Source organism: Mycobacterium sp. DL440, from assembly GCF_011745145.1.
Taxonomy (GTDB): Bacteria; Actinomycetota; Actinomycetes; order Mycobacteriales; family Mycobacteriaceae; genus Mycobacterium.
Window position 1 is genome coordinate 6,211,951 of sequence record NZ_CP050191.1, and the last position, 25,894, is coordinate 6,237,844.

A 25,894-nucleotide genomic window follows, 5' to 3' on the forward strand; every position below is an offset into this window, starting at 1 on the left:
AGGCCCCGCACACCAGGTGTGCGGGGCCTCTGCTTGAGTGCCGTCGACTACGGGTTGTCGGCTCCGTCGTCGAGGGTGACGTCCTGGTCCGCTACAGGGTTGTAACCCGGGTGTGCGGTAGCGGCACCGTCGACGGGGTCGACCGATCCTTGGGTCCAGGTTCCGCCGTTGCCTCCGGTGTTCCCGCTATTGGTACCGCTGCCACCGTTGCCGGCAACGACGGTGTTGTGGTTGTAGGTAAAGCCGCCCGGGAAGTTGGCCGGATCGCTGTTGTACGAACCCGTCTGCAGGTAACCCCCCGCGCCGCCGGTGCCGCCGTTGGAGCCGTCACCACCCCGGCCGGTGTGGGCCTTGCTATTGGTGGCCGTGGCGTTTTCGCCGAGAGCCGAGATCGACGAGAACTGCGTCGGGCTACCGGCAGCGCCGCCGCCGCCGTTACCGCCCTTGCCGCCGTCGACGCCGTTGCCGCCGTCCCCGCCGATGATCTCGCTGCCGGACACGTTCGCATTCTGACCCGCGGAGTTGATCGCCACCCGGCTTCCGTTGCCGCCCCTGGAACCGGAGGTACCGGTCGCGGAACCGCCGTTGCCGCCCACCGCGGTGGCCTGGGCATTGGCATTGTCACCCGACGGAACCGTGATGGTCCCGCTGGGCCCACTGATCTGGATGTTGTCGCGGCCGGCGCTGATATTCGCGGACCCACCCAGGCCGCCCTGGTTGCCGGTGCCGGTTGCGTTGCCGCCGTCGCCACCGGTGGCCGTGCCGGACGCGGTGCCACCGTTCTGGGCGTTGATCGTCGCAAAACTGCCGTTACCGCCGGTGCCGCCGCCATTCGCGTTGCCGCCCTGGCCGCCGGTGGAGAACGTGGGGCTGGCGGTGCCGTCGGTCAGATATCCGACCTTTCCGCCGGTCAGTGCCCACAGGTCGGCGTTGCCGCCGTTGCCACCCGTGCTGCCCGCACCGTCGCCGTATCCGCCGTCTCCGCCATCGACCACGCCGGTGACGACACTGCCCCCGTTGGTGGCGCTGACGGCGGCCGCACCGCCGTTGCCGCCGATGCCGCCATTGGCGTCACCGAGCCCGGCGTTGCCGCCCGTGGCCAAGGTGTTGGTGACGGTGGCGCCGTTGTAGGCCTGCACTACTGCTGCGCCGCCGGTGGCGCTGCCGTTGGCGTTTCCGCCGGTTGCGGTGCTGTTGGTGATGGTGATGCCGGTGTCTGCCGCGTCGGGGCCGTTGCTGGTATGGCCGATGCGGCCTTCACCTCCGGCGCCGCCGTTGAGGCCGTTGGCGCTGTTGCCGCCGTCACCGCCGGTGGCTTCACCATTGGTGATGATGCTGCCGTACCCACCGGCGCTGATCCGGCCGGTTCCACCGGCGCCGCCGGTGTAGCCGACTCCAGCGACCGTGGTGCCGTCGCCGCCGTCACCGCCGTGGGCGGTGCCGGTGACATCGCCACCGCCGCCGTTCTGCGCATCCGCGCGGATTTGTGCGTCGCCACCGATACCGCCGGTGGAGCCGATCCCGGTGCCGTCGCCGCCGTCACCGTTGATGGCGGTGCCGCCGGCGTGGGCATTCTCACCGAAGGCAGCGACCTGGGCGTAGAAGATGTGGCCGCCGCCGGTACCGCCGAGCCGTCCGTCGCCGCCATTGCCGCCGCGGACCTCGCTGGCCGGGTCGACGGTGGCGCCGTTGCCGGCGGCGTAGATGCGGGCGCCGCCGCCGTCGGCGCCGGTGCCGCCGACGTTGCCGGTCGTGGAGGTGGTGGCGTTGCCGCCGTCGCCGCCGATGACCGTGCCCGCGGCTGAGCCGCCGTCCTGGTAGTAGGAGCCGGTGGCCATACGTGCTGAACCCCCTTCTCCACCAACACTATTGATGCCGGTGCCCTTGCCGCCGTTGCCGCCGCGGACCTCGCCGGTGACGTTGCCGCCGGCGTGGGCGGTGTGGTCGTTGGTTTGGTACAGCGTCCACATTTCGGCTTTACCGCCGGTGCCGCCCTGGCCGCCCTGGAGGCCGGTGCCGCCGTCGCCGCCTGTGACTTGGGCGTCGGTGACGTTCCCGTCGAGTTGGGATACGACCTCGGCGGCGCCACCGTCGCCACCGACCCCACCCAGAGCGTCGCCGAAGCCGGCGTTGCCACCTTTGACAGTGGCGTCGGTGACGTCGCCACCGAGGCGGGTGACTGTTCCGTTGGGGGCCAGGGTGGGAAGGGTTCCGCCGGCGGTGATGCTGGCCGCGCCACCATCGGCGGTGTCAGATCCGTTTCCACCGGTCACGGTGCTGGAATCGACTGTGCCGGTAGCGGTGGCCAGGATCGAAGCCGCACCACCGTTGCCGCCGGTGCCCGCGTCGCCACCGGTCGCATGACTGTCGGTGATGATGGTTCCGGTACCGGCTGCCGTGAGGGTGGCATTGCCGCCTACGGCACTGTCGCCACCGTGGCCGCCGGTCGCGGAGCTGTTGATGATCTTGGCTCCGCCCGTGACGGTCGCCGATGCGTTTCCACCGCCCCCGCCGGTCCCGGCGTCGCCGCCGGTGACGTGGGTGTTGGTGACCGCACCGGTCGAACCACCGGTGACATCAATGCTGGCACCACCGCCGACGGCTCCGGCGGTGTCGTTGCCTGCGGTCGCGGAGCTGTCCGTGATCGTGCCCAGGCTGGTGTTGAGCGACGCGTTGTTGCCATTGGCCCCAGTGATGCCGTCACCACCGGTCGCGGTGCTGCCGGTGATGGAGTCGTTGAGGCCTCTGGCTGTGATGGTGCCTCCGCCTCCGGAGCCGCCGTTGACACCGTTCTGGCCGGTGCCGCCGTCACCGCCGGTCGCGGTGCCCTGGGTGGTGCTGTTGGCGCCACCGGTGCCGGAGCTCTGCCCCGCGCTGATGATGGCCTGACCGCCGTTGCCGCCCGTGTTGACGATGCCGGTCCCGCCGTCTCCGGCGGTGGCCGTGCCGCCAGCTTTGGATCCGTTGCCCTTGGACACGATCTGCGCCCGCGCTCCGCCGCCGCCGGTACCGCCCGCGGAGCCGTCGCCGCCGGCACCGCCGTACGCGGAACCGCTTGCGGTGGAGGAATTTCCGGTGGTGATCACGGTGGCGAACCCACCGGCGCCGCCGTGTCCACCGGTGAGGGCATCGCCGCCGGCACCGCCGCGGGCGTACCCGTCGGCCTTGCTGTTGTCGCCGAGGCCGGCGTAGAGCCCGGTCTGGATCCAGCCGTCGCCACCCTTACCGCCGGTGCTGCCGGCAGCGTCGGCGTCCCCGCCGGCCCCGCCGATACCTGAACCGCTGGCCGTGCTGCCGGTCCGCTGGGCGACAACTCCACCGATGCCGCCGGCTCCGCCGGTACCACCGTTGCTGCCGTTCCCACCGGCGCCACCGGCGCCGGTGCCGCTGGCGCCCGTGCCGGAAGACGTGGCCGAAACGATGCCGTCACCGCCGGTGCCGCCGTGTCCGCCGGTGGTGCCGTTGCCGCCCTTGCCGCCGGTGGCGGTCGCGTCGCTGACACCGCCGCCGTTGCTCGCGGTCACGGTGGCCGCGCCACCGTTGCCGCCAGTGCCGCCAAGGGCGTCACCGAGTCCTGCGTTGCCGCCGGTGGCGTCGGTATCGCTCACGATGCTGTTGGCGCCGTCAGCGGTGATGGTGGCCGTGCCACCGACCGCGGTGTCGCTGTTGGTGCCGCCGGTCGCGTGGCTGTCGGAGATGCTGCCGCCGTTGGTGGCGCTCACCGTGGCGTAACCGCCCAGACCGCCGGAACGACCGTCGGCACCGGTGGCGCTGCTGTGGGTGATGGTGCCGTTGATCGCCTCGACCGTGCCGATTCCACCCTGCCCGTTGACGGCGTCGCCGCCGATGGCGGTGCTGCCGTCGATGTGGCCGCCGCTGGCGGGGACACCGAAGGTTCCGGCGAACACATAGGCCTGCCCACCGAGTGCGCCGGTTGCACCGACGCTGTTGGCGTCACCACCGTCGCCGGCGGTTGCAGTGCTGTTGGTGGCAGTGCTGTCGGTGGCATTGGCGACGATGCGGCCCTGGCCACCGGTGCCGCCGTGGCCACCGTTGGTTGCCGCGCCGCCGTCACCGCCGGTGGCGGTACCGCTGGCCTCGCTGTTTATCCCGAATGCCTGGATGTTGCCGATGGTGCCGTTGCCGCCGATACTGCCGCTACCGGTGCCGTCACCACCGTCGCCGCTGCGTGCGGTGCCGCTGGCCTGCGCGCCTTCGGCGAAGGCGCCGACCTGGCCGGCGCTGCCGTTGCCACCGGTGCCGCCGGCGACACCGTCGCCGCCGTTGCCACCGAAGGCGTCGCCATCGGCCACAGAACCGGTGCCGCCCGCGACGACACTGCCTGTTCCGCCGATTCCGCCGTGGCCGCCGCCGGTGGCATCGCCGCCGGAACCGCCGGTCGCGGTCCCACTGGCCGACCCGTCATTTCCGCCGATACCGGTTCTGACGAAGCTGGCCTGGATGTTGCCGCTGCCGCCGTTACCGCCGGTGCCGCCGGGACCGGCGGCGTCGCCGCCCGCACCGCCCGTGGCGACGCCCGAAGCGGTGCCGCCGCTACCACCCTGCAGACCCGAGCTGACCTCGGAGTAGCCGCCCTTGCCGCCGGTGCCGCCATCGGTACCCGATCCGCCCGCGCCGCCCGTGGCACTCGCGTCGGTCACCTCTCCACCCAGGTTTACGTAGACGAGGGCGTCGCCACCCACGCCGCCGGTGCCGGTGCGGATGGAGTCGCCGCCCGCGCCGCCGGTCGCAGACGATTCGTCGATGGAGCTGCCGGACCCGTTCGCATTGAGCGTGGCGGTGCCACCGTCGCCGCCCTTGCCGCCCGCGGCGGTCGCGGTGCCGTCGCCGCCTTCGCCACCCTGTCCGCCGGTGGCACCGCTGTCAGTGACCCCGTCGGCGGGAACATAGCCGGTGATGGTCGCGTAGCCGCCGTTGCCGCCCGCGCCACCGTTGTGGCCCAGGCCGGCACCGCCGGCGCCTCCGCCTCCGCCCGCCCCGCCGCGGACGGTGTTGTCGGTGCCCACCCAAAGGTGCGCGTTACCACCGTTACCGCCGGCCCCGCCGAGCGCGCCGTCGGTGCCGCCGTTGCCGCCCAAGCCGCCGGCGCCGCCGGTGACGCTGCCGCCGGAGAGATCGACGGAGGACAGGGCGTAGCCGTAGCCGCCGTCGCCCCCCTTGCCGTTGCCGACGCCGGTGCCGCTGTTGCCACCCTTACCGCCGGTCGCGCTGGTGCCGTGGACGAGGCTGCCGTACTCGCCGAAGACGCCGCCCTTCCCACCCTTTCCACCGGTGCCGCCATCGAAGCCGTTGCCGCCGGCGCCGCCGGTGCCCGTGCCGTCGACGACGGTGCCGCCGCTGTAGTCGCCGCCGATGCCGGCATCGACCAGTCCGGTGCCGCCGGCACCGCCGTGTCCGCCGGTGGAGCCGTTGCCACCGGCGCCGCCGGTGGCCGTGCCGCTGGCTGAGGCGTCGTTTCCGTATCCGCTGGCGGCAACCACGAAGGCGTTTCCGCCGACGCCGCCGGTGCTACCCGAACCGGTGCCGGATCCGCCGGCACCGCCCAGTGCGGCGCCGTTGGCGGTTCCGGGGTGGTCGGGGGTGCCGTAGCCGGCTGAGATGACGCCGCGCCCGCCGTCGCCGCCCAGGCCGCCGTTGACGCCGTCGCCACCGGCCCCACCGGTCGCGTTACCGTCGGCGGTGCTCGTGGCACCGGTGGCCTGAATCAGGCCTGCACCGCCGTCGCCGCCGGTGCCGGTGCCGATGGAGTCGCCACCCGCGCCGCCACGGGCGTTGCCTGTCGCGCTGGTGTTCGCGCCGTCGGCCCAAACGGTGGCGGCCCCACCGGTGCCGCCGGTGCCGCCGGCAGCAGAAGTCGTTCCGTCGCCGCCCTTGCCGCCGCGACCACCCGTGGAGGTGCCGCCGCTGACGTTGCCGCCGTGATCACCATCGACGATCGCGCCACCGCCACCGCCGCCGCCGCCACCGCCATAACCGGGGTCACTGACAGTGCCCGCGGCGCCGGCACCTCCGACGCCGCCGGGACCACCGGTGGCGCCGGCACCGAAGGCGGCGCCGAAGCCACCGGACCCACCGGATCCGCCATTGCCGTCGGCGCCACCGACGACCGTGCTCAAGCCACCCGTGCCACCCTGGCCGCCGTCGCCGCCGGCCTGGGCGGACAGGGAATCGATGCGGGTCTCGCCGTTCCCGCCGGTACCACCGGCGCCGCCAGTTCCGGCGATCGGACCATCCCCGCCGTCGCCGCCACGGCCGCCGTGCCCGGCGACCAACGCAATACCGCCACCGACACCGTCGCCACCGCGGCCACCGTCACCGGCGACACCGCTGAATGCACCGGACGTACCGGCGACACCGTCGCTACTGAGGAATCCGAAGAGCCCGCCGGCACCGCCGGTCCCGGCTGCGCCACCGATTCCGGCGCTGACGCCGGACGCGCCGCCCTTACCGCCGTCGCCACCGTCGTAGTGATTCGTGGCGGCGTCGCCCGTGGCGCCCGCGCCGCCGAGTCCTCCGGTGCCGCTCTGGCCGCCGTCGCCGCCGTCACCGCCGCGGGTGAAGAAGAATCCGGTGGCGTCCCCGCCATCGCCGCCGTTACCGCCGGCACCGCCGTCGCCGCCGTCCTGACCGTTGCCATACCCGTTGCCGTAGTCGACGTTCCAGTCGCCGGCCGCTCCGGTGGTACCGGCGAGACCGTCGCCGCCTCGCCCGCCGTCACCGGCGATGCCGAAGAGCCCGCCGGACGCGTCTCCGCCGTCTCCGCCGTTCCCGGCGGCGAGGCCGTCGCCGGCTGCACCGCCCTTGCCGCCGTTGCCACCGATGCCCATGAACGAACCGCCGTCGCCGCCGTCGCCGCCATCGAGGCCTGCCCAGCCGTCGCCGCCCTCGCCGCCATCGCCGAACCAGCCGGCATCGCCGCCGTCACCGCCGGCCGCCCCGGTGGCCACACCGTCGTAACCGTCGCCGCCGTCGCCGAACCACATACCGGCGTCACCGCCGTCAGGGTTGGCAGCGGTGCCGTCGGTGCCGTTACCGATCAGGTACTGCCCGGATATTTGGTTGATTGCGCCGCCGATCTGGGAGCCGATCGGACTGACGACCCAAAACTGTTGTCCCACACTGTGTATGGGCTGATACACCAGCCAGTTGACGATGCCCGCCGCGTCGAGTGTTGACGGACCCGCCAGCGTCGACACAGCCGGTGCCGCAGAACTCAGGGTCCGCGCTTGGCCGCTGAGAGCGGACGGTTGGACGTTGGGGGCCAACTGGGTGGTCTGGTCTACGGTGTACGCCGACTGGCGACGCACCCAGGCCATCACTGCCCAAATGGCGGGTGTGTCGGCAGGTTCCGTCGGGGCGTTGGGAGCCAGGATGGAGCCCAGAGTGACCGCGGACAACAGCCCGCTGATCGGACTGACCTCGACGGGTGCAGCCGCTGGCGGGGCCGGTGCCACGAACGCGGTCGGCCGCTGGACGACGGGGCCGGAATCTCCCTGAACACCGAACACGTCGGTGTCGGGCTGCTTGTCATTGGTGACGGGGTTCGCCAGCGCCGCTGTGACTCGCTCAGACAGTTTGCTGTTGCGGTGGTTGGAGGCCAGGTTTTCCGGCAGCCCGTTGACGAGGTTGCGCCCTGACCGCGGCTTCAGCGCGGAGTTCAGCGAGTCGACCGCGTCGGACTCCAGGAATGTCGACCCGTGGCCTCGCCGCGAGTCGCGAGCTTCTTTGGCGTCGTCGGTGTTCGTGACCGCATCGGCGTTGGTGCCCGCGTCGGCGTTGGGGTTGGGGGGTTTGAGTCCGGCGTTCTCGGCAATGTCGTTCAGGGTCTTCTTGGCGCCATCCAAGGTCTTGTTCACCTCGGCGGCGCGCTCGCGCAGGCGTTCCTGCACCTTCTTGACGCTCGGGAGCTGTGGTTTGTCCGCTTTGGACTTGTCGTCGGTGGTTCCAGCGGCATCGGAAGTGTTCGTCGTGCCGAAGTGCCCTGGCCTCTTGACCTTGGGTTTCTGCTTCTGGGTGCCAGCGTTGTCGGAGGTCTTCCCGGCGTCGGAGGTGCCGCCGTTGGAGGAGTCACCGTTGGACGAGCCCTCGGTGTTGACGAGTTTCACATCCGCGGTCACCGACCGCATCGTGGGTGAATCCGGCCCCAACAGGAGCATGACGCCGGCACCGGCCAACGCCACGCTTGCCAGTCCTGCCGTCGCAACCGGATTCCGCCGACCATGACCTCGCGCAATGCTGTGCTTCCCCACGATTCTCCCTGTCCCCGGTGCAAATATTGACGATTTCGTTAATAAAAAGAGGCCGAGAGGTCACCCGCTGGTCACTGGTGAAGTTTCGGTAATGAGATCTCTTGATCCCGAAGGCGTTCCCTCTGGCTCGCAAAGGAATTTACACACGGATAATCGAGATCTCAGTTTTTTCTCAGGTGGCTTTCGGCGAATGTTGCGCATGCAAACAATCGAGCGGTCGTTTTGCATGACGCAAGGGTTGAAAGTTACCGAATCGCGCAGATCAATCGGGGTCTTCAGCTTTGCCAGAATCGTGGCCGCTTGCTCAAAATTCTGGTTGGCTCGGCCGTGGAGTTGGCATGTCCTGGCGAAGAACCCTGGGGCGCTGGGGGGTTACGAACTCGACCGGAAACGCCGCACGGGGCGCCGTGCTGACGAAGGCGGAGCTTCGAGTTGGCCAGACGTGATGCCGTCTTCGACGGGTTACCCGCGGGAGTAGCGTCGGCCAGATGGAGTTCGGCATCGCCACCTTCGTCGACGACGACAGCATCGACCCCGTATCCCTGGCCCAGGCGATCGAGGAGCGCGGGTTCGCCTCGCTCATCGTTGCTGAACACAGCCACATCCCGGTCAGCCGGGAATCGGCATATCCGAACGGTGGCGATCTCCCGCCGTGGTACTACAACACGCTCGACCCGTTCGTCACCCTCGCCGCGGCGGCCGCGGTGACCTCGACGATCGAACTCGTCACCGGCGTCGCCCTGCTGATCCAGCGCGACCCGATCCACACCGCCAAGGAAGCCGCGAGCATCGACCTCATCTCCGGCGGCCGGTTCGCCTTCGGCGTCGGTGCCGGCTGGAACCTCGAAGAGATGCGCGACCACGGCACCGATCCGAAAACCCGTGGGGCGCTGTTGGATGAGAGCATCGAGGCGGTCAAGGCACTGTGGACCGACGAGCCTGCCGAGTATCACGGCAAGTACGTCAACTTCGCGTCGTCCTACTGCCGCCCCAAGCCCGTCCAGAAGCCACACCCGCCCATCTACATCGGCGGCAACTCCGATGCCACGGTCAAACGCGTGATCCGCCACGGCGCCGGCTGGATCTCGAATCCGCTGCCCAGGGATGTGCTGGCCAAGCGCATCGGGCAGATGCGTGACGGTGGTGCGCATGACGTCCCGTTGATGATGTTCGGTGCACCCGTCAAGGCCGACTATTGGCGTGCCGCAGAGGATCTCGGCTTCGGTCAGCTGGGGCTGTTCCTGCCGTCCGTGGGCAAAGACGAGTCACTGCGCCAGCTCGACGAGTTCGCCGCGGCGGTGGACGGGTATCAGTCGGGGAGCTGAGTCCACGCTTTCTCGGCGGCCGGTGCTTTCGCGACGCCGTTTTCGCGACGCCGTTTTCGACCTGGAGGTCGCCAGCCCACGCTGAAGGCAGCCCTGCGGTAGAAACCGGCGACGGGGAGGGTGATGTCGCGGGGAGACTGTGGCGTCCGCAGTCAACCCACAGCTGATTGACGGGCTGACCTTCAAGATCCGCGCCTACCGTCCGGCAGGTGATCACCAGGCGTTCATTCCTGGCGGCGACCGCCGTCGGGTCGATCGCCGCCGGATACGCGCTGCGTGCCGGGGCGCCGGCGGTGCACGCTGACCCGAACGCCGTCGACCCGCCTTCGGTCGCAGTGCTCAACAAGAGGCGTCCCACGCAATGGGGGATGGCGCTGCCCGGAATCACCACATCGTTCGCCGCGGCCGGCCGCCAGATCGCCCTGACGTTCGATGCGTGCGACGGTGCCTGTGACGACGCCTTACTCGATACCTTGCAGCGCAACGGTGTTCCCGCGGTGCTCATGCTCAACTCGAGATGGATCGACCGGAATCCCGACCGGGCAAGGCAATTGGCCGGCAATCCGTTGTTCGAGATCGGAAACCACGGCACCCGCCATGTCCCGCTGTCGGTGACGGGTCGGTCTGCCTACGGGATCGCCGGGACCCGGTCGGCCGACGAAGTGGTCGGTGAGGTGTGGGGCAACCATCAGCGGCTGACTGCGCTGACCGGCCGGGCCCCGACCTGGTTCCGTCCCGGCACTGCGCACTATGACGATGTGGCCGTCGAGATCGTGCACGAACTCGGCGAGCAACCGCTGGGGTTCACCCTCAACGCCGACAACGGTGCGACCGCATCCGCTGCCGCCGTGCGCTCCAATGTCATGAACGCCGCGCCCGGTTCGATCGTGATCGCCCACATGAACCATCCGCAATCGGGCACGCATGCCGGATTCGTCGAGGCGATCCCCGCGATGCAGGCGGCGGGCTGGCAGTTCGTGTCACCCACGGGGCGGACTGCGGGGTAATTGCCGGGGCAGTTTTCTGCCCAGGGGTTGCCAGACCTCGCCGGGAACCGCCCTGAGGTAGAAACCGGCGACGGCCGTGGCCATATAAAAACGGGCGTGGCCATTTATTGAGGTGGCCATATAGCGAGGCGGCGAGGAGTCGCGCGCATGGGTTTCGCCACGGGCGAAGGCCGGAAGCCGTAGCGGACGCCCATCAACCTTGCACTCGCCCTGGTCGAGTGCTAAGAATGCAGTTGGCACTCTCGATCAGTGAGTGCTAGGTCAGGCCGGTGAGGCAGGGGCCGCACCTGCGGGAGCACACCCACGCCGTCCGTCGCGGGCACTGAACCTGACCACACAACGTGCGATCCCCTATCCGGAGGAATCACTTCGCAATGGCCAAGACAATTGCGTATGACGAAGAGGCCCGCCGCGGCCTCGAGCGGGGCCTCAATGCCCTCGCTGACGCCGTAAAGGTGACGCTCGGCCCCAAGGGTCGCAACGTCGTCCTGGAGAAGAAGTGGGGCGCCCCCACGATCACCAACGATGGTGTTTCCATCGCCAAGGAGATCGAGCTGGAGGACCCGTACGAGAAGATCGGCGCTGAGCTGGTCAAAGAGGTCGCCAAGAAGACCGACGACGTCGCGGGCGACGGCACCACCACCGCCACCGTTCTGGCTCAGGCCCTGGTTCGCGAAGGTCTGCGCAACGTCGCTGCCGGCGCCAACCCGCTCGGCCTGAAGCGCGGCATCGAGAAGGCTGTCGAGAAGGTCACCGAGACGCTGCTGAAGAGCGCCAAGGAGGTGGAGACCAAGGAGCAGATCGCTGCCACCGCCGGTATCTCCGCCGGGGACCAGTCCATCGGTGACCTGATCGCCGAGGCCATGGACAAGGTCGGCAACGAGGGTGTCATCACCGTCGAGGAGAGCAACACCTTCGGGCTGCAGCTCGAGCTCACCGAGGGCATGCGCTTCGACAAGGGCTACATCTCGGGTTACTTCGTGACCGACGCCGAGCGTCAGGAAGCCGTCCTCGAGGATCCCTACATCCTGCTGGTCAGCTCCAAGATCTCGACCGTCAAGGACCTGCTGCCCCTGCTGGAGAAGGTCATCCAGTCCGGCAAGCCGCTGCTGATCATCGCCGAGGACGTCGAGGGCGAAGCCCTGTCGACCCTGGTGGTCAACAAGATCCGTGGCACCTTCAAGTCTGTGGCCGTCAAGGCCCCGGGCTTCGGTGACCGCCGCAAGGCCATGCTGCAGGACATCGCCATCCTCACCGGTGGCCAGGTCATCAGCGAAGAGGTCGGCCTCTCGCTGGAGACCGCCGATGTCGCGCTGCTGGGCACGGCCCGCAAGATCGTGGTCACCAAGGACGAGACCACCGTCATCGAGGGTGCCGGCGATGCCGACGCGATCCAGGGCCGTGTCGCCCAGATCCGCGCCGAGATCGAGAACAGCGACTCCGACTACGACCGCGAGAAGCTGCAGGAGCGCCTGGCCAAGCTGGCCGGCGGTGTTGCGGTGATCAAGGCCGGAGCTGCCACCGAGGTGGAGCTCAAGGAGCGCAAGCACCGCATCGAGGACGCCGTTCGCAACGCGAAGGCCGCCGTCGAAGAGGGCATCGTCGCCGGTGGCGGCGTGGCCCTGCTGCAGGCAGCCCCCTCGTTGGAGGAGCTGAAGCTCGAAGGCGATGAGGCCACTGGCGCCAACATCGTCCGGGTTTCGCTGTCGGCCCCGCTCAAGCAGATCGCCTTCAACGGTGGCCTGGAGCCGGGTGTCGTCGCCGAGAAGGTGTCGAACCTGCCCTCGGGTCACGGCCTGAACGCCGCGACCAACGTGTACGAGGACCTGCTGGCCGCCGGCGTTGCCGACCCGGTCAAGGTCACCCGCTCGGCGCTGCAGAACGCGGCGTCCATCGCGGCGCTGTTCCTCACCACCGAGGCCGTCGTCGCCGACAAGCCTGAGAAGGCCGGAGCGCCCGCGGGCGACCCGACCGGTGGCATGGGCGGTATGGACTTCTAAGTCCTGCTTTCGAGAAATCCCCGGTGTGCCTGGCGCACCGGGGATTTTTCATCGGTGTGCCGAGTCGGTGAGCCCTAGATTTGCTCTTATGTGCTCGCATGCCGGCCTGAAACCCGCTACCGATGCAGTGAAATCGCCGTGATACGGTCGGGCGCCGATAGCTGTGATGGCGTGTTCTGGGGGGAGATCGAATTGTTGACGGTTCACACGGGCAGGTTTGCTGCGTGACGCAGCCGCCGCATTCGCCATTCGGGGGTCCCAACCCCGTACACGGATCGACGCCTCAGAATTCCGGCCACCGACAGCCGCCTCCGCCACCACCCCCACAGTGGGGCGGACCTGCGCCGCTGGCCGAGCCCCATCCCGCGCCGGCCCGCTATGCTGCTGCGCCCGCACCTGGCGGGCCGCCTGCACCCGGTGGGCCGCCTGCACCGCCCCAGGGCGGCTGGCAGGGGCCGTTGCAACGCGACTTCCACAACCCCCAGCCCGGCTTCCCGGCGCCGCCGCCACGTCGCAACAAGAAGGCGCTGCTCATCACGGCATGCGCCACCGCCGCGGTGCTCCTGGTGGTGGGCATCGTGGTGGGTGTCGTGTCGTTCTCGGGCGGTGGAGCGGGCGGTGCCGGTGCCGGTGCCCGCACCGCCGAGGACGCGGTCAAGGGCTACCTGGAGGCGCTGTCGAAGGGAGATGCCAACGCCGCGTTGGCATTCGGATCCGATCAGCCTGCGTCAAAGGATTTCCTCACCGACGACATCCTCAAGCAACAGGTCGCGAAATGGCCCATCACCAACGTCCGGGTTCTCAGCGCCAACGAGACCGGCGACATGGCGCAGGTGCACGTGGTGGCGAACTTTGGTGAGCAGTCCTCTGATCAGACACTGCCGGTGAAGAAGCAGGACGGCCGCTGGAAGCTGTCCGCCGCAGCAGCCAAACTCAGCCTCACCGCGTCGACCCTGACCACCAACCCGGCGACCGGTCAGGCCCTCCCGGCTCCGCCGATAGCACTGTTCGGCAAAGCGATTTCGAGCGGATCTGCGGTCTATGTGTTTCCCGGGTTCCTGGACCTGGGTTCGACGAACGAATACATCTCGGTGACGGCGGCGCGGCCGGTGCTGCTGGACGCGCTGATGGTTCAGGGTGTTGCGATGCCGTCCGGGGTCCAGGTGCAACTGAGCGGGGCCGGATCGGCAGCTGCCAAGAAGGCAGTCGCCGACGCGATCGCCGAATGCGCGAAGTCCACTGCGCTCTCGCCACCGGGATGTCCGCAGAACGTCCCCAATCCCACGTTGGCGGACGGTACCGCGCACTGGGAAGCACCTGACCTGGGTGGCCTGCAATACACATTCATGTCGTATGACATGAAGCTGCGGGTGATGGGGGCATCGGAGTGGGGGCTTACCGCCGACAGCACCGGCGGCACGCCCATGCAGGGCAGCCCGCTCATCCCCATGATGGGAGAGATCGACATGACCCAGAATCCATTGACCGTGAAGTGGGCGGGCAGATGAGCCTTACGATGGCACCCCAGCCAACCCGGGATGAGCTCGACCGGGCGCGCGCCGTGGTGGGGGCCCTGTCCGGTGCCTTCGCCGCCAAGGTGGTGGGCCAGGCCGGGTTGCAGCAGAGCCTGCTGATCGGTCTGCTCACCGGGGGGCATGTGCTGCTGGAAAGTGTTCCGGGACTCGCCAAGACGACGGCCGCGCGGGCGGTCGCGGATGCGGTCCAGGCCAATTTCCGGCGCATTCAGTGCACTCCCGACCTCCTGCCCAGCGACATCATCGGTACCCAGATCTTCGACGCTTCCCGGGGTGCCTTCCACACCCAATTGGGGCCGGTGCACGCCAACATCGTGCTGCTGGACGAGATCAACCGGTCCAGCGCGAAGACCCAGAGCGCGATGCTGGAGGCGATGGAGGAACGCCAGACCAGCATCGCCGGCGAGGTCTACAAGATTCCCGAGCCGTTCCTGGTTCTGGCTACCCAGAATCCGGTCGACCAGGAGGGCACCTATCCGCTGCCGGAAGCGCAGATGGACCGGTTCATGTTCAAGGACATCCTGACCTACCCGACTCCTCAGGAGGAGTCGGAGATGGTCTTCCGGATCGACGCGGGTGTGTACGCAAACCGCCGGACCGTGGCCGTGGCCTCGTTGGATGACATCCTCTACATCCGCGACGTGGTTCGGCGGGTGTACCTGGACCCGGCGATCGTCAACTACATCACCCAGATTGTCGCGGTGACACGCACTCCGCAGCAATACCTTCCGGCGAACCTGGCCCGGCTCATCGAGTACGGTGCCAGCCCACGTGCGACCATCGCCTTCTGCAAGGCGGCGCGGGCGCTCGCCCTGCTGTCGGGGCGCAATCACGTGCTGCCCGACGACATCAAGGCGCTCGCGCACCGGATACTGCGGCATCGGCTGATACTCGGATTCGAGGCAGTTGCCCAGAACGTCACTCCGGAAGTGTTGATAGACAACATTATTCAGGTAGTTCGTACCCCGTAGTCGCTATGGGAGTGCTACTGCAGGAGGTGAAGGCTCAGACCCTCGCCGGTAATCGGCTGGCGGGTCCGAACGGGGTGTCCCGTGGCCTTCTCGAGGGGGAGCATCGGTCGATGTTCCACGGGCGCAGCCTGGAATTCGACGATCTGCGCCCTTACATCCCGGGTGACGACGTCCGCGACATCGACTGGAAGGCTTCGGCACGCTCTACGGAAGTACTGGTGAAGCGGTTCGTCTCGTACCGGCAGCAGCGCGTCCTGATGGTCGCCGATCTCGGCCGGAACATGCTCGCGCTGGCCGCCGGTGGTGAGGTCAAACAGCGCGTGATCCTCAATGCCGTTGGCCTGGTGGGGTTGATCGCGATCAGCAAGGGTGACGAAATGGGCCTGGTGTACGGGGACGCCACCGGATCGGCTCACATGCCCAACCGGCGCGGCGAGGCGCATCTCGAGCACATCCTGGAGCGGGTGAACCGTCATCAGGTGGCCGACAGCGGTCGCAGCGACCTCTCCACCCAACTGCAGTACGTGCAGCAGCACTTTCGTCGTCGGCACATCGTCTTCGTCGTCTCCGACGAACCCGATGTGTCAACGGAACTGGATGAGCAGTTGCGCAAGGTGGCGGCTCGCCACGACGTGTATTGGGTGACGGTGCGCGATGCACCGCTGATCGGCGTACCGGCCTTCGGCGGCGAAGGATATGACGTCGACAGTGGCAGAACCCTGCTGCGCGAGGAGATCCTGGGCCACCGGGTGCTGGAGGCGTATCGCCGGGCCGAAGCGCAGCGGGAGACTGCGTTTGCCGAATACGTCAACAGCTCCGCAATCCCTTGTGCCCGGGTGTCCGCAAGCGGCGAGTTGTTCGGAGCCGTCACGCTGATGTTGAAGAAGGCCAGCCGTGGCAAATGACTACCTGAAATGGATCGTGGCACCGCTGCCGTATTCGGTGGGATGGCTGGTGTTGGGTGTGCTGCTGGTCCTCGGCGTCATCGGGTGGTTCGTCGGGGTGGTGGTGTGGACACTTCCGGTGAATCGGCTCCGCACCATCCCGGTGATCCGCGACATCAGTGCACGAGTATTGCGGCGCAAGTTCAGCGCGGCGATCGGGCGGGTAAGCGATCGTTATCAGGCCGGAGAACTGACGTCGCGCCAGGCCTACACCGCGATGAGCCGGATACTGCGGAACTTCGTCTACTTCCGGACCGGTGTCGCCGCGCAGTACATGGCGCTGGGCGAGGTGGCAGACAGCTCCGCGGCCGCGGCGGCACCTGCCGTGTCGGCGCTGTATTCAAGGCAGTTCGACCTCGGTGACAGCCCAGATGTCGCTGCCACGGCAGCCCAGGTGCGGAGCACGATCCAATCATGGAGTTGAGATGGGGTTGGGTCGTCGCAGTCGGCCTGGTGGCGCTGGTCGTCATCGTGCTGGCCGCGTTCCTGTGGCCGATGCGCCAGCAACCCCGACGGTTGCGTCCACTGGCCTGGGTGGGCCGGCTGACCGAGCTGCCCGAGTACGCGCGGGCGTACCGACGCTACCGAATCCTGTTGGCCGCCATCGCAGCCACCACGGTCGCGGTGCTGCTGAGCGCCATCGTCGCGACTGCCCGCCCGGTCAGTACGCAGGCCACCGCCGCCGAGATCAACCGCGCACATCCCGAGGATGTGATGCTGTGTCTGCAGGACGACCCGGCTTCCCACGACGCATCGGTGATGCTGTCCTACTTCGCTGATCAGGCGGCCGGGTTCGACACACAACGTCTCGGGCTCACCGCCCGCACCATCCGGGTGATCCCGCTGACCCGCGACTATCCCTACCTCCAGGACGAAGTCGGCCGGTATGCAAGCCTGGAGCGGCTGCGGTCCACCCAGAATCCCACACCGGAGGACGCCGCCGTCCTGCAACGTGCCCGGCACGAATTCGGTAGGACGGTCAGCTATTCGGACTACCAGCTGACCGTCAACGATGCACTTGCCATGTGTATGAAGGGTTTTCCGGGAGTGGGGAAGCCGTCGGATGCCAGGCGCTCGGTGATCTACATGGGCCCGGCCGGCGGGTCGGAGGCGCCGATCTTTTCCGATGACGCGCTCGCTGCGCTGGCGAGGTCGTCGGGCATCCAGGTCAACGTGCTGACCAGAACGACCGTCGATGCCAGCGGCGGGCTCAGCGGTATCGCCACGGCCACCGGTGGGCGCTTCATCAGCTATGTGGCGGCAGACGCCGACGGCGCCGACGGGGCGATCCCGAACGGCAGCCAAGACACCTTGGACAAGGCTCTGCGCAGCCACCTCGACGACATCCGCTCACATCCGCCGACGGTGACGAGTCCGGACGGGACGATCATGGTGCAGCAGTTGCGCGACCGTCCCGATCTGGTCCTTTCCGTCGGACTACTGATCGTGGTCGTCTTCTCGATCAGCCTCGCGGGGGTGCGGCGATGACGTTCGAGCCGATCATGCCCTGGTGGATGTTCCTGCTGCTGGCGGGACTGACTCTGGCACTGCGGATGTACACGCTCTACCGGGTGCTTGTGGTCGTGGGCAAGGGCAGTCAACGCAAGGTCGTCGTGCGGTGGAGCCTGTTGACGCTCGTGATCGTGTGCCTGTTCGCGGCGGCGGTTCGGCCGGGGATCGAAGGAAATACGCACTCGGTGACCCAGGCTGCCGCCGCAGATGCCGCCAACAGCAACGTGAACGTGTTCTTCGTGGTCGACCGATCGCTCAACTCTCGGGCAGAGGACTTCGGTAACAAGCAGTTTCGGATGGCCGGAGTCCGCGCCGATATGCAGTCCATCGTCGACCAGTATCCGGCCGGACGCTTCTCGATAACCTCGTTCGCCACCAAGGCCAGAGTCGATTGGCCGTTGTCCGATGACGTCTGGAGTCTGCGGGCACTGCTCAAGGACTACTCGGCCTACGAATCGGATTTCGACTCGGTGTATCAAGTCGATGTCGGCGCGGCCGGCGACCAACTCAAGCGCCAGCTGGAACTCGCCGCCCAGCAGTACCCGGGGTCGAACAACCTGGTGTTCTATCTGGGGGAGGGGGCCGGGGTCTCGAAGCACACCGCGACCAAATTCGATGTCCCGGCCGGACTGGTGGCCGGCGGCGCGGTGCTCGGATACGGCACCGCGGCGGGCGGTCCGGTGGCCAGCAGGCTGGCGGACAATGGGGAGGTCACCTACTTCCCTGGCCCGACAGGCGGTGGCGGACAGTTCCTTTCGGCACTCGACGAAGCCTCGTTGAAGACTGTTGCCGAGCAACTGCATGTCCCCTACTTCCATCGCGGACTCGGTGACTCGACATCCACGATCATCCCTCCGCTGGATGAGCAGTCGTCGACAGCGGTACAGCAGGAAGTTGCGATGCCGGGCGATCGCGCCGAGTTCTACTGGATTTTCACGGCCATCGCGATGCTGTTGATGTTCTACGAGCTGTTCGCGATGGCGCGGGAGTACCGGGTGTCCCGGATGAAGGGGCTACGGGACGCATGATGTTGAAAGCGCGCAGTATCAACGAGCACGGTGTCTCGATGTTCCAGTCGGCGATCAGGTCGGTTGGCGCGTACTACTCGCAGGGACCGAGCCGGAAAGTGCTGCGGCGCCGGATGATCGTGTTCTCGATTCTTCCCGCCGTGGTGCTGGTGGCCGTCGGCGTCAAACTGGTGACGATGGTGGTCATCGGCGGTTCAGCCAAATCCCACTACCTCGACTACAACTCATACGGCTTGGCCGACGACGTGCGGAACCTCAAGTTGCTGAACGTGATCGACTCCTACAAGCCATATTTCGCCGATGGTGACCGCTACGTGCTGGAAGGGAAACTGGCCGACGCCGAGTCGGAGTTCAAGAAGTCGCTGTCGCTGGTCAGCCAGCAGGAATCATGCCCGGTGCGAGTCAATCTCGAGGTGGTGCTGGAAGCCCTGGGCGATCTCAAGAACGCGGATAAACACCGGGACGAGGCGAAGCCGTTCTGGACCGAGGCGCTGAAGGTGACGCAGGAGGCGCCCGACGGTTGTTTCGACACGAAGACCGAGCCCGATGAGGAGCGCCGCAAGCACCTCAACGAAACCGAACAGCGACTCCAGGACAAGTTGAAGGACCCGCCACCGTCGGAGGGTGGCGGTGGTGGCGACCAAGGTGGCGGCGGCCAAGGTGGCCAGGGTGGCGGCGGCGGTGACCAGGGCGGCCAAGGTCAAGGTGGTGACCAAGGTGGCCAGGGTGGTGACCAGGGCCAAGGCGGCGAGGGCCAGGGTCAAGGTCAGCAGGGCCAGGGCGAGCAGGGCCAAGGTCAGCAGGGCCAGGGCGAGCCGGGCCAAGGTCAGCAGGGCCAGGGCGAGCCGGGCCAAGGTCAGCAGGGCCAGGGCGAGCCGGGCCAGAGCGGTCAGGGCTCCGGTGGGGCCCCAGACGAATCAACGCCGGATACCGTCGGCGCAGACCGCATCGCAACCGAATCAGGCGGCGCGGCCACGCACCAGTTGAACCCGGGACAAGGTGACCCGGGCGATGTTCTCAAGCGACTGCTGGAGGATTCCAACGCCAGCGGTACCGACCGAGAGTGAGCGCCTGCACCGGCACGCTTCAGTTCTCCGACAACACGATGCAATCGCTGTCGCACTGACCCGGCGGGCCGGGCTGCGCCGCTTTGCGATGCAGTACAGCCCGGTTGGGCACGATCTGATGCGCCTCGTCCTGGCTCGCACCGGCTTGGCCTCGTCCGTCGACGATCAGTGAATACCCGCCGGGCCTGGGCGGGGGACAGACCAGGGTGGCGTTCTCGTGTGAGGCCAGATTTCTGCGGGTGTGCGCACCGACCGGGCCGACGTGGATGACGCCGTTGACCAGGTGTGGCTCTACCGCGACGGTGTGCGCGTGGTAGTTGTCGTCGACCGTGACGAGGTAGGCGAACGTGTAGTCCGCCAGCTTGTCGGCCAGCTGGTTGAGGTCCACTTTCACGCTCATGACGTGAGAATAGGCCGGTTGACGGCGCGGGGTGCCCGACCTGTCAGACCGGCGCAGATTGGCGCCCGCGCACGAGCCGGCCGGGCCGCGCGTCGGTCGGCACGCCGTTCTCGGCGATGACCTCACCGGAGACGACGGTCGCGACGTAGCCGTCGGCGGTCTGGTCGAGGCGGCGCCCGCCGCCGGGGAGATCGTAGGCGACGACGGGCCGGTGCAAACGCAGCGCCGTATGGTCGATGACGTTCAGATCGGCCTTGTAGCCCAACGCAATTCGGCCGCGGTCGGCCAGCCCGGCGACCCTGGCCGGCACCGAGGTCAGTTCCCGGACGGCGTCCGCGACGCGCAGCGTGCCCTTGCCTCGGTCGCGGACCCAGTGCGTCAGCAGGTAGGTGGGGAAGCTGGCGTCGCAGATCATCCCGTAGTGCGCGCCGCCGTCACCGAGCCCCAGCACCACGTCGTCGCGGCGGAGCAGTTCTGCAACAGTGTCGAGTGAGTTGTCGCGGAAATTGGCCAGCGTGACCAGCAGCATGGCGTGCCCGTCGTCGTCGAGCAGGCGGTCATAGGCTTCCTCGAGGGGGTCGACGCCGCGGGCGCGGGCCCGCGCACCGATGGAGTTCGACGGGTCGGGCTCGTAGTCGGGCGCCTCGCCCAGCGGGTACATGTACTCCCAGGCCTGCACGGCGAACATGAGCGGATGCCCGTCGCTGGCCGATGAATCGGACAGAATCCTCCTGCGGACTTCGGGTTTACGCATCTCGGCAACGCGCTCGGCGAGCGGCAGGTGGGCGATCTCGCGGTAGCTCGGGTAGAGGACGAACGGGTTGCCCGACAGTTCGAGACCGAGCACGAGCCCGATCGGGCGCGGGAAGATCTGGGCAGTGATGAAGGGGCTGTCGGGGGCGGCATTTTGATTGGCCTTCTCGACCATGCGCAGTGCGTCCTCGAAGAACGCCGGGCCGGCGTTGCCGATCGCCAACGTGAACGTCACCGGCAACCCGACGTCGGCGGCCACGTCGAACACCGTCTGCAGCGCCGGTTCGTAGTCTCCGGCGACCAGGTCCGGCACGAACTGGATCAGGCCGCCCCCGGCATCGTCGACGCCCCGGGCGATCGCCTCGATCTCGGCGTAGCCGGCGTCGTAACTGGGGATGGGCCGCCCGCTCTCGGTCTTGTGGATGGTCAACCGCGACGAGGCGAATCCCAGTGCGCCGCAGTGCACGGCCTCGGCGGCGAGCTTGCGCATCAGCGCCAGATCCTCGGTGGTGGCGGGCTCTCGATCTATGCCGCGCTGCCCCATCACGTACACCCGCAGCGGAGAGTGCGGCAGAAACGCGGCCACATCAATGTCGAGGCGCCGCGACGACAAGGCGTCGAGGAACTCGGGGAACGTCTCCCACGTCCACGGCAGACCGTCGACCATGACCACCCCGGGGATGTCCTCCACGCCGGCCATCACGTCGACGAGCACGTCGTGATCTCCCGCGCGGCACGGCGCGAACCCGACGCCGCAGTTGCCCATCACGGCCGTGGTGACCCCGTGCGCCGAAGAGGGATTGAGCCGTTCCGACCAGATCGCCTGACCGTCGTAGTGCGTGTGCAGGTCCACGAAACCGGGGGTGACCAGCAGTCCGGTGGCATCGATCTCGCGCTCGGCGGTCCCGTCGATGGACCCCGCTCCGGTACCGATCTCGACGATGACCCCGTCGCGCACGGCGACGTCGCCCACGTACGGTTCACCACCCAGGCCGTCGACGATGGTGCCGCCGCGGATACACAAGTCGTAGGTCACCTAACTAACGTACGACGCCACGGCCGTTCGGGGAACAGGCGCCGACGTGTCGGTGCCTGGTGCAAGGATCGCTCGGTGATCGATCACTTTGGAATCAACTGCTCCGATTGGGCCAAATCGAAGGAGTTCTACGACTCTGTGCTGGGCGTACTCGGGTACAGCCGACAACTGGACTACCAGGTTGCGATCGGCTACGGCAGTGACGGCAAGCCCGATTTCTGGATCGCCGACGCCAGTGCCGGCGACGCCGGTGGGCCCAACCGGGAAATCCACGTGGCGTTCCATGCGGCCGACACCGATGCCGTGCAGTCGTTCTACGACGCGGCCCTGCGCTTGGGTGCCGAGTCGCTGCACGCGCCACGGCTGTGGCCCGAATACCACCCGGGCTACTTCGGTGCGTTCGTCCGCGATCCCGACGGAAACAACGTCGAGGCGGTGTTCCACGGGGCCGCAGCGCAGTAGGCCTCTAGAGCTGTTCCAGTTCCGAGATCCGCCAGTCGCCGCCGACCCGGGTCAGACTGACCCGGTAGGCCAACGCGTCCTTGGTCGACGGACCGCCGGCGGTCTCGGAGTTCTGGTCGACGAACGCCACCACCTTCGCCTCGTCGGCGGTCAGCGATTCCACGCCGGTGTTGCGGACCGTCGCGGTCTGGGTGACGTTGTCGGCCTTCGCGCGGATCGTCTTCCGGTAGTCGTCGACGGCGGAGCCGGTCAGCACTTCGGTGACCGCATCGATCTCACCCCGGCTGATCGTCGGGGTGAAGCTCAGCGCCTTGACCACATTGGTCTTCACGAAATCGGTGACCTGCTCGCGCGCATGGTCGTCGTCGGCGATCGGCGCGGGCGCCGGTGTGCCCTTGACCGACAATTGCCAGAACCCCAGGCCGGCGGCGATGACGATCCCCACCACGAGGGCGACGACCGACAGCGTCCAGCCTCGTGTGCGTGTGCTCATCAGTTCACGAACTCCAGCTTCGAGGCCTTGTAGCTGCCGTCGACGTGCTCAACGGTGACCCTGACCCTCTGCAGCGAAACCACACCGACCCGGTTGGTCGTGACGGTGACCTTGGTGTCGACGGTGACGAGTACGACGGCTTCGTCGGAGAACAACGATTCGACACCGGCTCCGGTGATGGTTCCGTCGGTCTTGACGCCCAGGTCCTTGGCCTTCTGTTTGATCTGCGGGGCCTGGTTCTGCAGGTCGGCGCGGAACTCGTCGGTCGCTCCGTCCATGATCATCGCGAGATCGGTATCGACAGTGTCCGCGCTGACGGTGACGGTATGCAGCGCGAAAGTCTGGGCGGCGTCCACGTACGGCTGCCACGACGGGGTGGTTCGCGCCACCGGGGCATCGCGGATGAACTGGCTGATCGCGAAACCGATGGCGCACACCAGGAGCACCGCCAGCACGGTGGGCACCACAACCCTTGCCGCACTGCTCTTCTCGGGGCGGCGCGGCTGCGGGATCGGGCTCGGTCCCGACCAGTGGGGGGAGGTGTGCGACGGGCTGGCCACCGGGTGAATGGGCGCCGTGAAAGTCGGGGCCGTGATGACCCGCGGGGGCTCGAGCGAGACCGGTTGCGGTGCTTGCGGCGAGACCGGTGGCGGTGGTTGCGGCGCGGGGGGTCGCTGCGTGAGGGGAGCCGCCGGAGTGGCCGTCGGCCGGGCGCCGGCGAGCGCCTTGGCGAAATCGCTGCACCGCGGGTAGCGGCCGGCCCGGTCCTTGGACATCCCCTTGAGCATCACCTCGTCCAGGTAGGCCAGTTCGGGGCGTTCGATCCTCAGGCTCGGTGGGGGCTCGTTGAGCTGCTTGCTGATCACCACCGCCGGGTTGGAGTGATGGAACGGCGAGTGCCCGGCCAGAAGCTGAAAGGCACTGGCCGCCAAGGCGTATTGATCGGCCCGCCCATCTATCGGCTGCCCCAGGAGCTGCTCGGGAGCGGAATAGGCCATCGAGCCGACGGCCATGTTCGTGGCGGTGATGCCGCTGATGTCGTCGATGCGACGGGCAACACCGAAGTCGGCCAACAGAATTCGGCGGCGAGCCACTTCCGGGCCGGTCAGCAGGATGTTGGCCGGCTTCACGTCGCGGTGCAGCAGGTTGCGTTCGTGGGCGTAGTCGAGCGCTTCGGCGATGGCGGTGACGATCTCGACCGCTTCGCGTAGCGGCACCCCGCCGGGGTGACGGTCACGCACGTGCCGCGCGGCGTCGGTGCCGTCGACGTAGTCCATCGCGATCCACAGCTGCCCCTCGTACTCGCCGCGATCATGCAGGCCGACGATGTGGGGATGCCAGAGCGACGCGGCGATATCGGCTTCGCGATTGAACCGGTCGCGGTACTGGGCGTCACCGGTCAAAGAGGACGGCATGATCTTCAGCGCGTCCTGGCGGGGGAGCCGCGGATGCTGGGCCAGGTAGACCTCGCCCATGCCGCCTGAACCGAGTAGACGTTGAATCGTGTACCCGGCGAACACGTCACCGGTATTCAACGGCATCCCGTGATGGTAGTCGGACCGGTGACGGGCCGAAGCGCGAGTAGCGTCGAGGCCATGGCTGCCGCTGATTCCGACGCTGATTCCGGTGCCGTCCGCGAATTGCTGCGCGACGCATTCACCCGGCTCATCGAGCATGTCGACGATCTCACCGACGGGCTGACCGAGGCGGTGTCGGGTTACCGGCCCACTCCGCAGGCCAACAGCATCGCCTGGCTGATCTGGCACAGCGCCCGCTGCCAGGACCTGCAGTTGTGCGACATCGCCGGGATCGAACAGGTGTGGACCCGTGACGGCTGGAAGGACAGGTTCGGGCTCGACCTGCCGGCCGACGACATCGGGTACGGCCACAGCCCCGAGGATGTTGCGAAGGTGCACGCCCCCGCCGAACTGCTGGCGGGGTACTACCTGGGAGTGCACAAGGTGACGCTGGCCTACATCGCCGGGGTGACCGCCTCCGAACTCGGCCGCGTCGTCGACCCCCAGTGGAATCCGCCGGTGACGGCCAGCGCGCGGCTGGTCAGCATCATCGACGATTGCGCCCAACACCTGGGTCAGGCCGCATATCTGCGCGGCATCATCCCTTGATCACCCGGTGGTGGCCGGTCATCGGCCTCACCGCCATGGTGCTGCTCGGCTGGGCGGTACGCACCGGCCCAGTGCCGATCGATGACTGGTTTCAGCACGTCGGGGTCGAGCTCGGTTCGTATCGGGACGTGTTCCTCGTGTTCAGCAAGCCGTTGCTCGGGGCGGCCGCGTTGCTCGTCGGCATCGTCGTGGCGCTGCGGCAACATCGGAAGCGGTTGGCGCTCGCCATGGTGGTGAGCCCGCTGGTCGCGATCACCATCGTGCGTCTCATCAAGCCGATCTTCGGCAGGGAGAAAGGTGGCGCGCTGGCCTACCCCAGCGGCCATACCACCTTCCTCGTGGCGGTGACGAGCCTGCTCGTGCTGTTGGCCGGGATGCGGCTGTGGGCACTGGTCGTCGCGGTCAGCATCGTCCTGCTCGCCGTGTTCGGCCTGTCGATGACCTTCCACTACTTCACCGACACGATCGGCGGGGTGCTGCTGGGCACCTCGGTGGTGTGCATCGCCGCGATTTTCGCCCGTGATGGGCAATATGGTCAGGTGGAGAGCGCCTCGCCCGATCTTCGCTGAGCGCTCATTTGTCTGGTGCCGATGTTTCATGAAGTGGCAACGCATCCCGCGGAGCGCTCAGGTGCGGAACGGCACCCGATCTCCCCGGGGCCATTTTCAAGATCGATTAACCATCAAGTGCCGGTTGATAGTTCAGATCGGCCGGTTGTTGTCTGTGTTGCATTCCGCAAGTCTTTCAGACCTGGGGCCGCACTTCAGCAAACTTTTTGGGCAGGCGCGAGCTGCGCAGATGGCTCCTTTTTAGTTTTTGCGGCAACGGCGCCGGGGGTGAAGGTATTTGCATCTGCAACGACCGTAAATCATCACCTGAGAAAAACCTGAGATCTTGATGAGCGACGGGTAAGTTTCGGCGCGTACCGAGCGATCGGTCAGCCCAAATAGCAAGTTATCGAGGGG

The 25,894-nt window shown here is 67.8% G+C and carries 18 protein-coding genes; 13 read left to right on the forward strand and 5 right to left on the reverse strand.

Annotated elements, in window-relative coordinates:
- Positions 1–47: 47 nt before the first annotated feature.
- Complete coding sequence (locus HBE63_RS31800; protein WP_208301255.1) at positions 48–8,138, reverse strand: hypothetical protein; 8,091 nt, start codon at positions 8,136–8,138, stop codon at positions 48–50.
- Between the two features lie 620 nt (positions 8,139–8,758).
- On the opposite strand from HBE63_RS31800, the gene HBE63_RS30285 reads away from it, so the two are divergent.
- The 10 genes from HBE63_RS30285 to HBE63_RS30330 all read left to right on the forward strand — a co-directional run bounded on the left by HBE63_RS30285 (position 8,759) and on the right by HBE63_RS30330 (position 19,659).
- Positions 8,759–9,595: an LLM class F420-dependent oxidoreductase gene (locus HBE63_RS30285; RefSeq protein WP_166908877.1), complete on the forward strand. Its 837-nt coding sequence runs from the start codon at positions 8,759–8,761 to the stop codon at positions 9,593–9,595.
- Between the two features lie 209 nt (positions 9,596–9,804).
- Positions 9,805–10,602: a polysaccharide deacetylase family protein gene (locus tag HBE63_RS30290; RefSeq protein ID WP_166908879.1), complete on the forward strand. Its 798-nt coding sequence runs from the start codon at positions 9,805–9,807 to the stop codon at positions 10,600–10,602.
- 374 nt (positions 10,603–10,976) lie between these two features.
- On the forward strand, positions 10,977–12,602 hold the full coding sequence (groL, locus tag HBE63_RS30295; RefSeq protein WP_166908881.1) for a chaperonin GroEL: 1,626 nt from the start codon (positions 10,977–10,979) through the stop codon (positions 12,600–12,602).
- Positions 12,603–12,826: 224 nt separating this feature from the next.
- Positions 12,827–14,110, forward strand: coding sequence for a DUF4878 domain-containing protein (locus HBE63_RS30300; protein WP_166908883.1), 1,284 nt, complete (start codon positions 12,827–12,829; stop codon positions 14,108–14,110).
- Between the two features lie 8 nt (positions 14,111–14,118).
- Entirely contained in the window at positions 14,119–15,108 is a 990-nt protein-coding gene (locus HBE63_RS30305; protein ID WP_243858381.1) for a MoxR family ATPase, read from the forward strand.
- A 5-nt stretch (positions 15,109–15,113) separates the two neighbouring features.
- Complete coding sequence (locus HBE63_RS30310) at positions 15,114–16,013, forward strand: DUF58 domain-containing protein (RefSeq protein ID WP_166908887.1); 900 nt, start codon at positions 15,114–15,116, stop codon at positions 16,011–16,013.
- Entirely contained in the window at positions 16,003–16,476 is a 474-nt protein-coding gene (locus HBE63_RS30315) for a hypothetical protein (RefSeq protein WP_166908889.1), read from the forward strand. The genes HBE63_RS30310 and HBE63_RS30315 overlap by 11 nt, the downstream gene beginning before the upstream one ends.
- Positions 16,467–17,540 carry a hypothetical protein gene (locus HBE63_RS30320; protein ID WP_166908891.1) on the forward strand — a complete coding sequence of 358 codons (1,074 nt, stop codon included), beginning with the start codon at positions 16,467–16,469 and terminating at the stop codon, positions 17,538–17,540. The genes HBE63_RS30315 and HBE63_RS30320 overlap by 10 nt, the downstream gene beginning before the upstream one ends.
- Complete coding sequence (locus tag HBE63_RS30325) at positions 17,537–18,592, forward strand: VWA domain-containing protein (RefSeq protein ID WP_166908893.1); 1,056 nt, start codon at positions 17,537–17,539, stop codon at positions 18,590–18,592. The genes HBE63_RS30320 and HBE63_RS30325 overlap by 4 nt, the downstream gene beginning before the upstream one ends.
- A gap of 38 nt (positions 18,593–18,630) precedes the next feature.
- Positions 18,631–19,659, forward strand: coding sequence for a hypothetical protein (locus HBE63_RS30330; RefSeq protein WP_208301523.1), 1,029 nt, complete (start codon positions 18,631–18,633; stop codon positions 19,657–19,659).
- Between the two features lie 19 nt (positions 19,660–19,678).
- On the opposite strand, the gene HBE63_RS30335 is transcribed toward HBE63_RS30330, so the two are convergent.
- On the reverse strand, positions 19,679–20,059 hold the full coding sequence (locus HBE63_RS30335) for a pyridoxamine 5'-phosphate oxidase family protein (protein WP_166908897.1): 381 nt from the start codon (positions 20,057–20,059) through the stop codon (positions 19,679–19,681).
- A gap of 43 nt (positions 20,060–20,102) precedes the next feature.
- Entirely contained in the window at positions 20,103–21,848 is a 1,746-nt protein-coding gene (locus tag HBE63_RS30340; RefSeq protein ID WP_166908899.1) for an amidohydrolase family protein, read from the reverse strand.
- 75 nt (positions 21,849–21,923) lie between these two features.
- Between HBE63_RS30340 and HBE63_RS30345 the strand changes: the two genes are divergently transcribed.
- Positions 21,924–22,310: a VOC family protein gene (locus HBE63_RS30345; protein ID WP_166908901.1), complete on the forward strand. Its 387-nt coding sequence runs from the start codon at positions 21,924–21,926 to the stop codon at positions 22,308–22,310.
- 4 nt (positions 22,311–22,314) lie between these two features.
- Here HBE63_RS30345 and HBE63_RS30350 read toward each other — a convergent pair whose 3' ends face one another.
- Both HBE63_RS30350 and HBE63_RS30355 read right to left on the reverse strand, forming a co-directional pair.
- The gene (locus HBE63_RS30350; RefSeq protein ID WP_166908903.1) at positions 22,315–22,803 is read right to left on the reverse strand and encodes a hypothetical protein; all 489 of its coding nucleotides are present in this window, start codon (positions 22,801–22,803) and stop codon (positions 22,315–22,317) included.
- Positions 22,803–24,344: a serine/threonine-protein kinase gene (locus HBE63_RS30355; protein ID WP_166908905.1), complete on the reverse strand. Its 1,542-nt coding sequence runs from the start codon at positions 24,342–24,344 to the stop codon at positions 22,803–22,805. The genes HBE63_RS30350 and HBE63_RS30355 overlap by 1 nt, the downstream gene beginning before the upstream one ends.
- 54 nt (positions 24,345–24,398) lie before the next feature.
- Here HBE63_RS30355 and HBE63_RS30360 point away from each other — a divergent pair, with 54 nt between their 5' ends.
- Both HBE63_RS30360 and HBE63_RS30365 read left to right on the forward strand, forming a co-directional pair.
- Positions 24,399–24,929, forward strand: coding sequence for a mycothiol transferase (locus HBE63_RS30360; protein ID WP_166908907.1), 531 nt, complete (start codon positions 24,399–24,401; stop codon positions 24,927–24,929).
- Positions 24,926–25,498 carry a phosphatase PAP2 family protein gene (locus HBE63_RS30365; RefSeq protein ID WP_166908909.1) on the forward strand — a complete coding sequence of 191 codons (573 nt, stop codon included), beginning with the start codon at positions 24,926–24,928 and terminating at the stop codon, positions 25,496–25,498. The genes HBE63_RS30360 and HBE63_RS30365 overlap by 4 nt, the downstream gene beginning before the upstream one ends.
- Positions 25,499–25,894 lie beyond the last annotated feature (396 nt).

Bases quoted from the DNA above. Each gene is read 5' to 3' on its own strand.
- HBE63_RS30285 (WP_166908877.1), top strand. From the start codon at position 8,759: ATGGAGTTCGGCATCGCCACCTTCGTCGACGACGACAGCATCGACCCC.
- groL (WP_166908881.1), top strand. From the start codon at position 10,977: ATGGCCAAGACAATTGCGTATGACGAAGAGGCCCGCCGCGGCCTCGAG.
- HBE63_RS30305 (WP_243858381.1), top strand. From the start codon at position 14,119: ATGGCACCCCAGCCAACCCGGGATGAGCTCGACCGGGCGCGCGCCGTG.
- HBE63_RS30310 (WP_166908887.1), top strand. From the start codon at position 15,114: ATGGGAGTGCTACTGCAGGAGGTGAAGGCTCAGACCCTCGCCGGTAAT.
- HBE63_RS30320 (WP_166908891.1), top strand. From the start codon at position 16,467: ATGGAGTTGAGATGGGGTTGGGTCGTCGCAGTCGGCCTGGTGGCGCTG.
- HBE63_RS30325 (WP_166908893.1), top strand. From the start codon at position 17,537: ATGACGTTCGAGCCGATCATGCCCTGGTGGATGTTCCTGCTGCTGGCG.
- HBE63_RS30330 (WP_208301523.1), top strand. From the start codon at position 18,631: ATGTTCCAGTCGGCGATCAGGTCGGTTGGCGCGTACTACTCGCAGGGA.
- HBE63_RS30335 (WP_166908897.1), bottom strand. From the start codon at position 20,059: ATGAGCGTGAAAGTGGACCTCAACCAGCTGGCCGACAAGCTGGCGGAC.
- HBE63_RS30350 (WP_166908903.1), bottom strand. From the start codon at position 22,803: ATGAGCACACGCACACGAGGCTGGACGCTGTCGGTCGTCGCCCTCGTG.
- HBE63_RS30355 (WP_166908905.1), bottom strand. From the start codon at position 24,344: ATGCCGTTGAATACCGGTGACGTGTTCGCCGGGTACACGATTCAACGT.
- HBE63_RS30360 (WP_166908907.1), top strand. From the start codon at position 24,399: ATGGCTGCCGCTGATTCCGACGCTGATTCCGGTGCCGTCCGCGAATTG.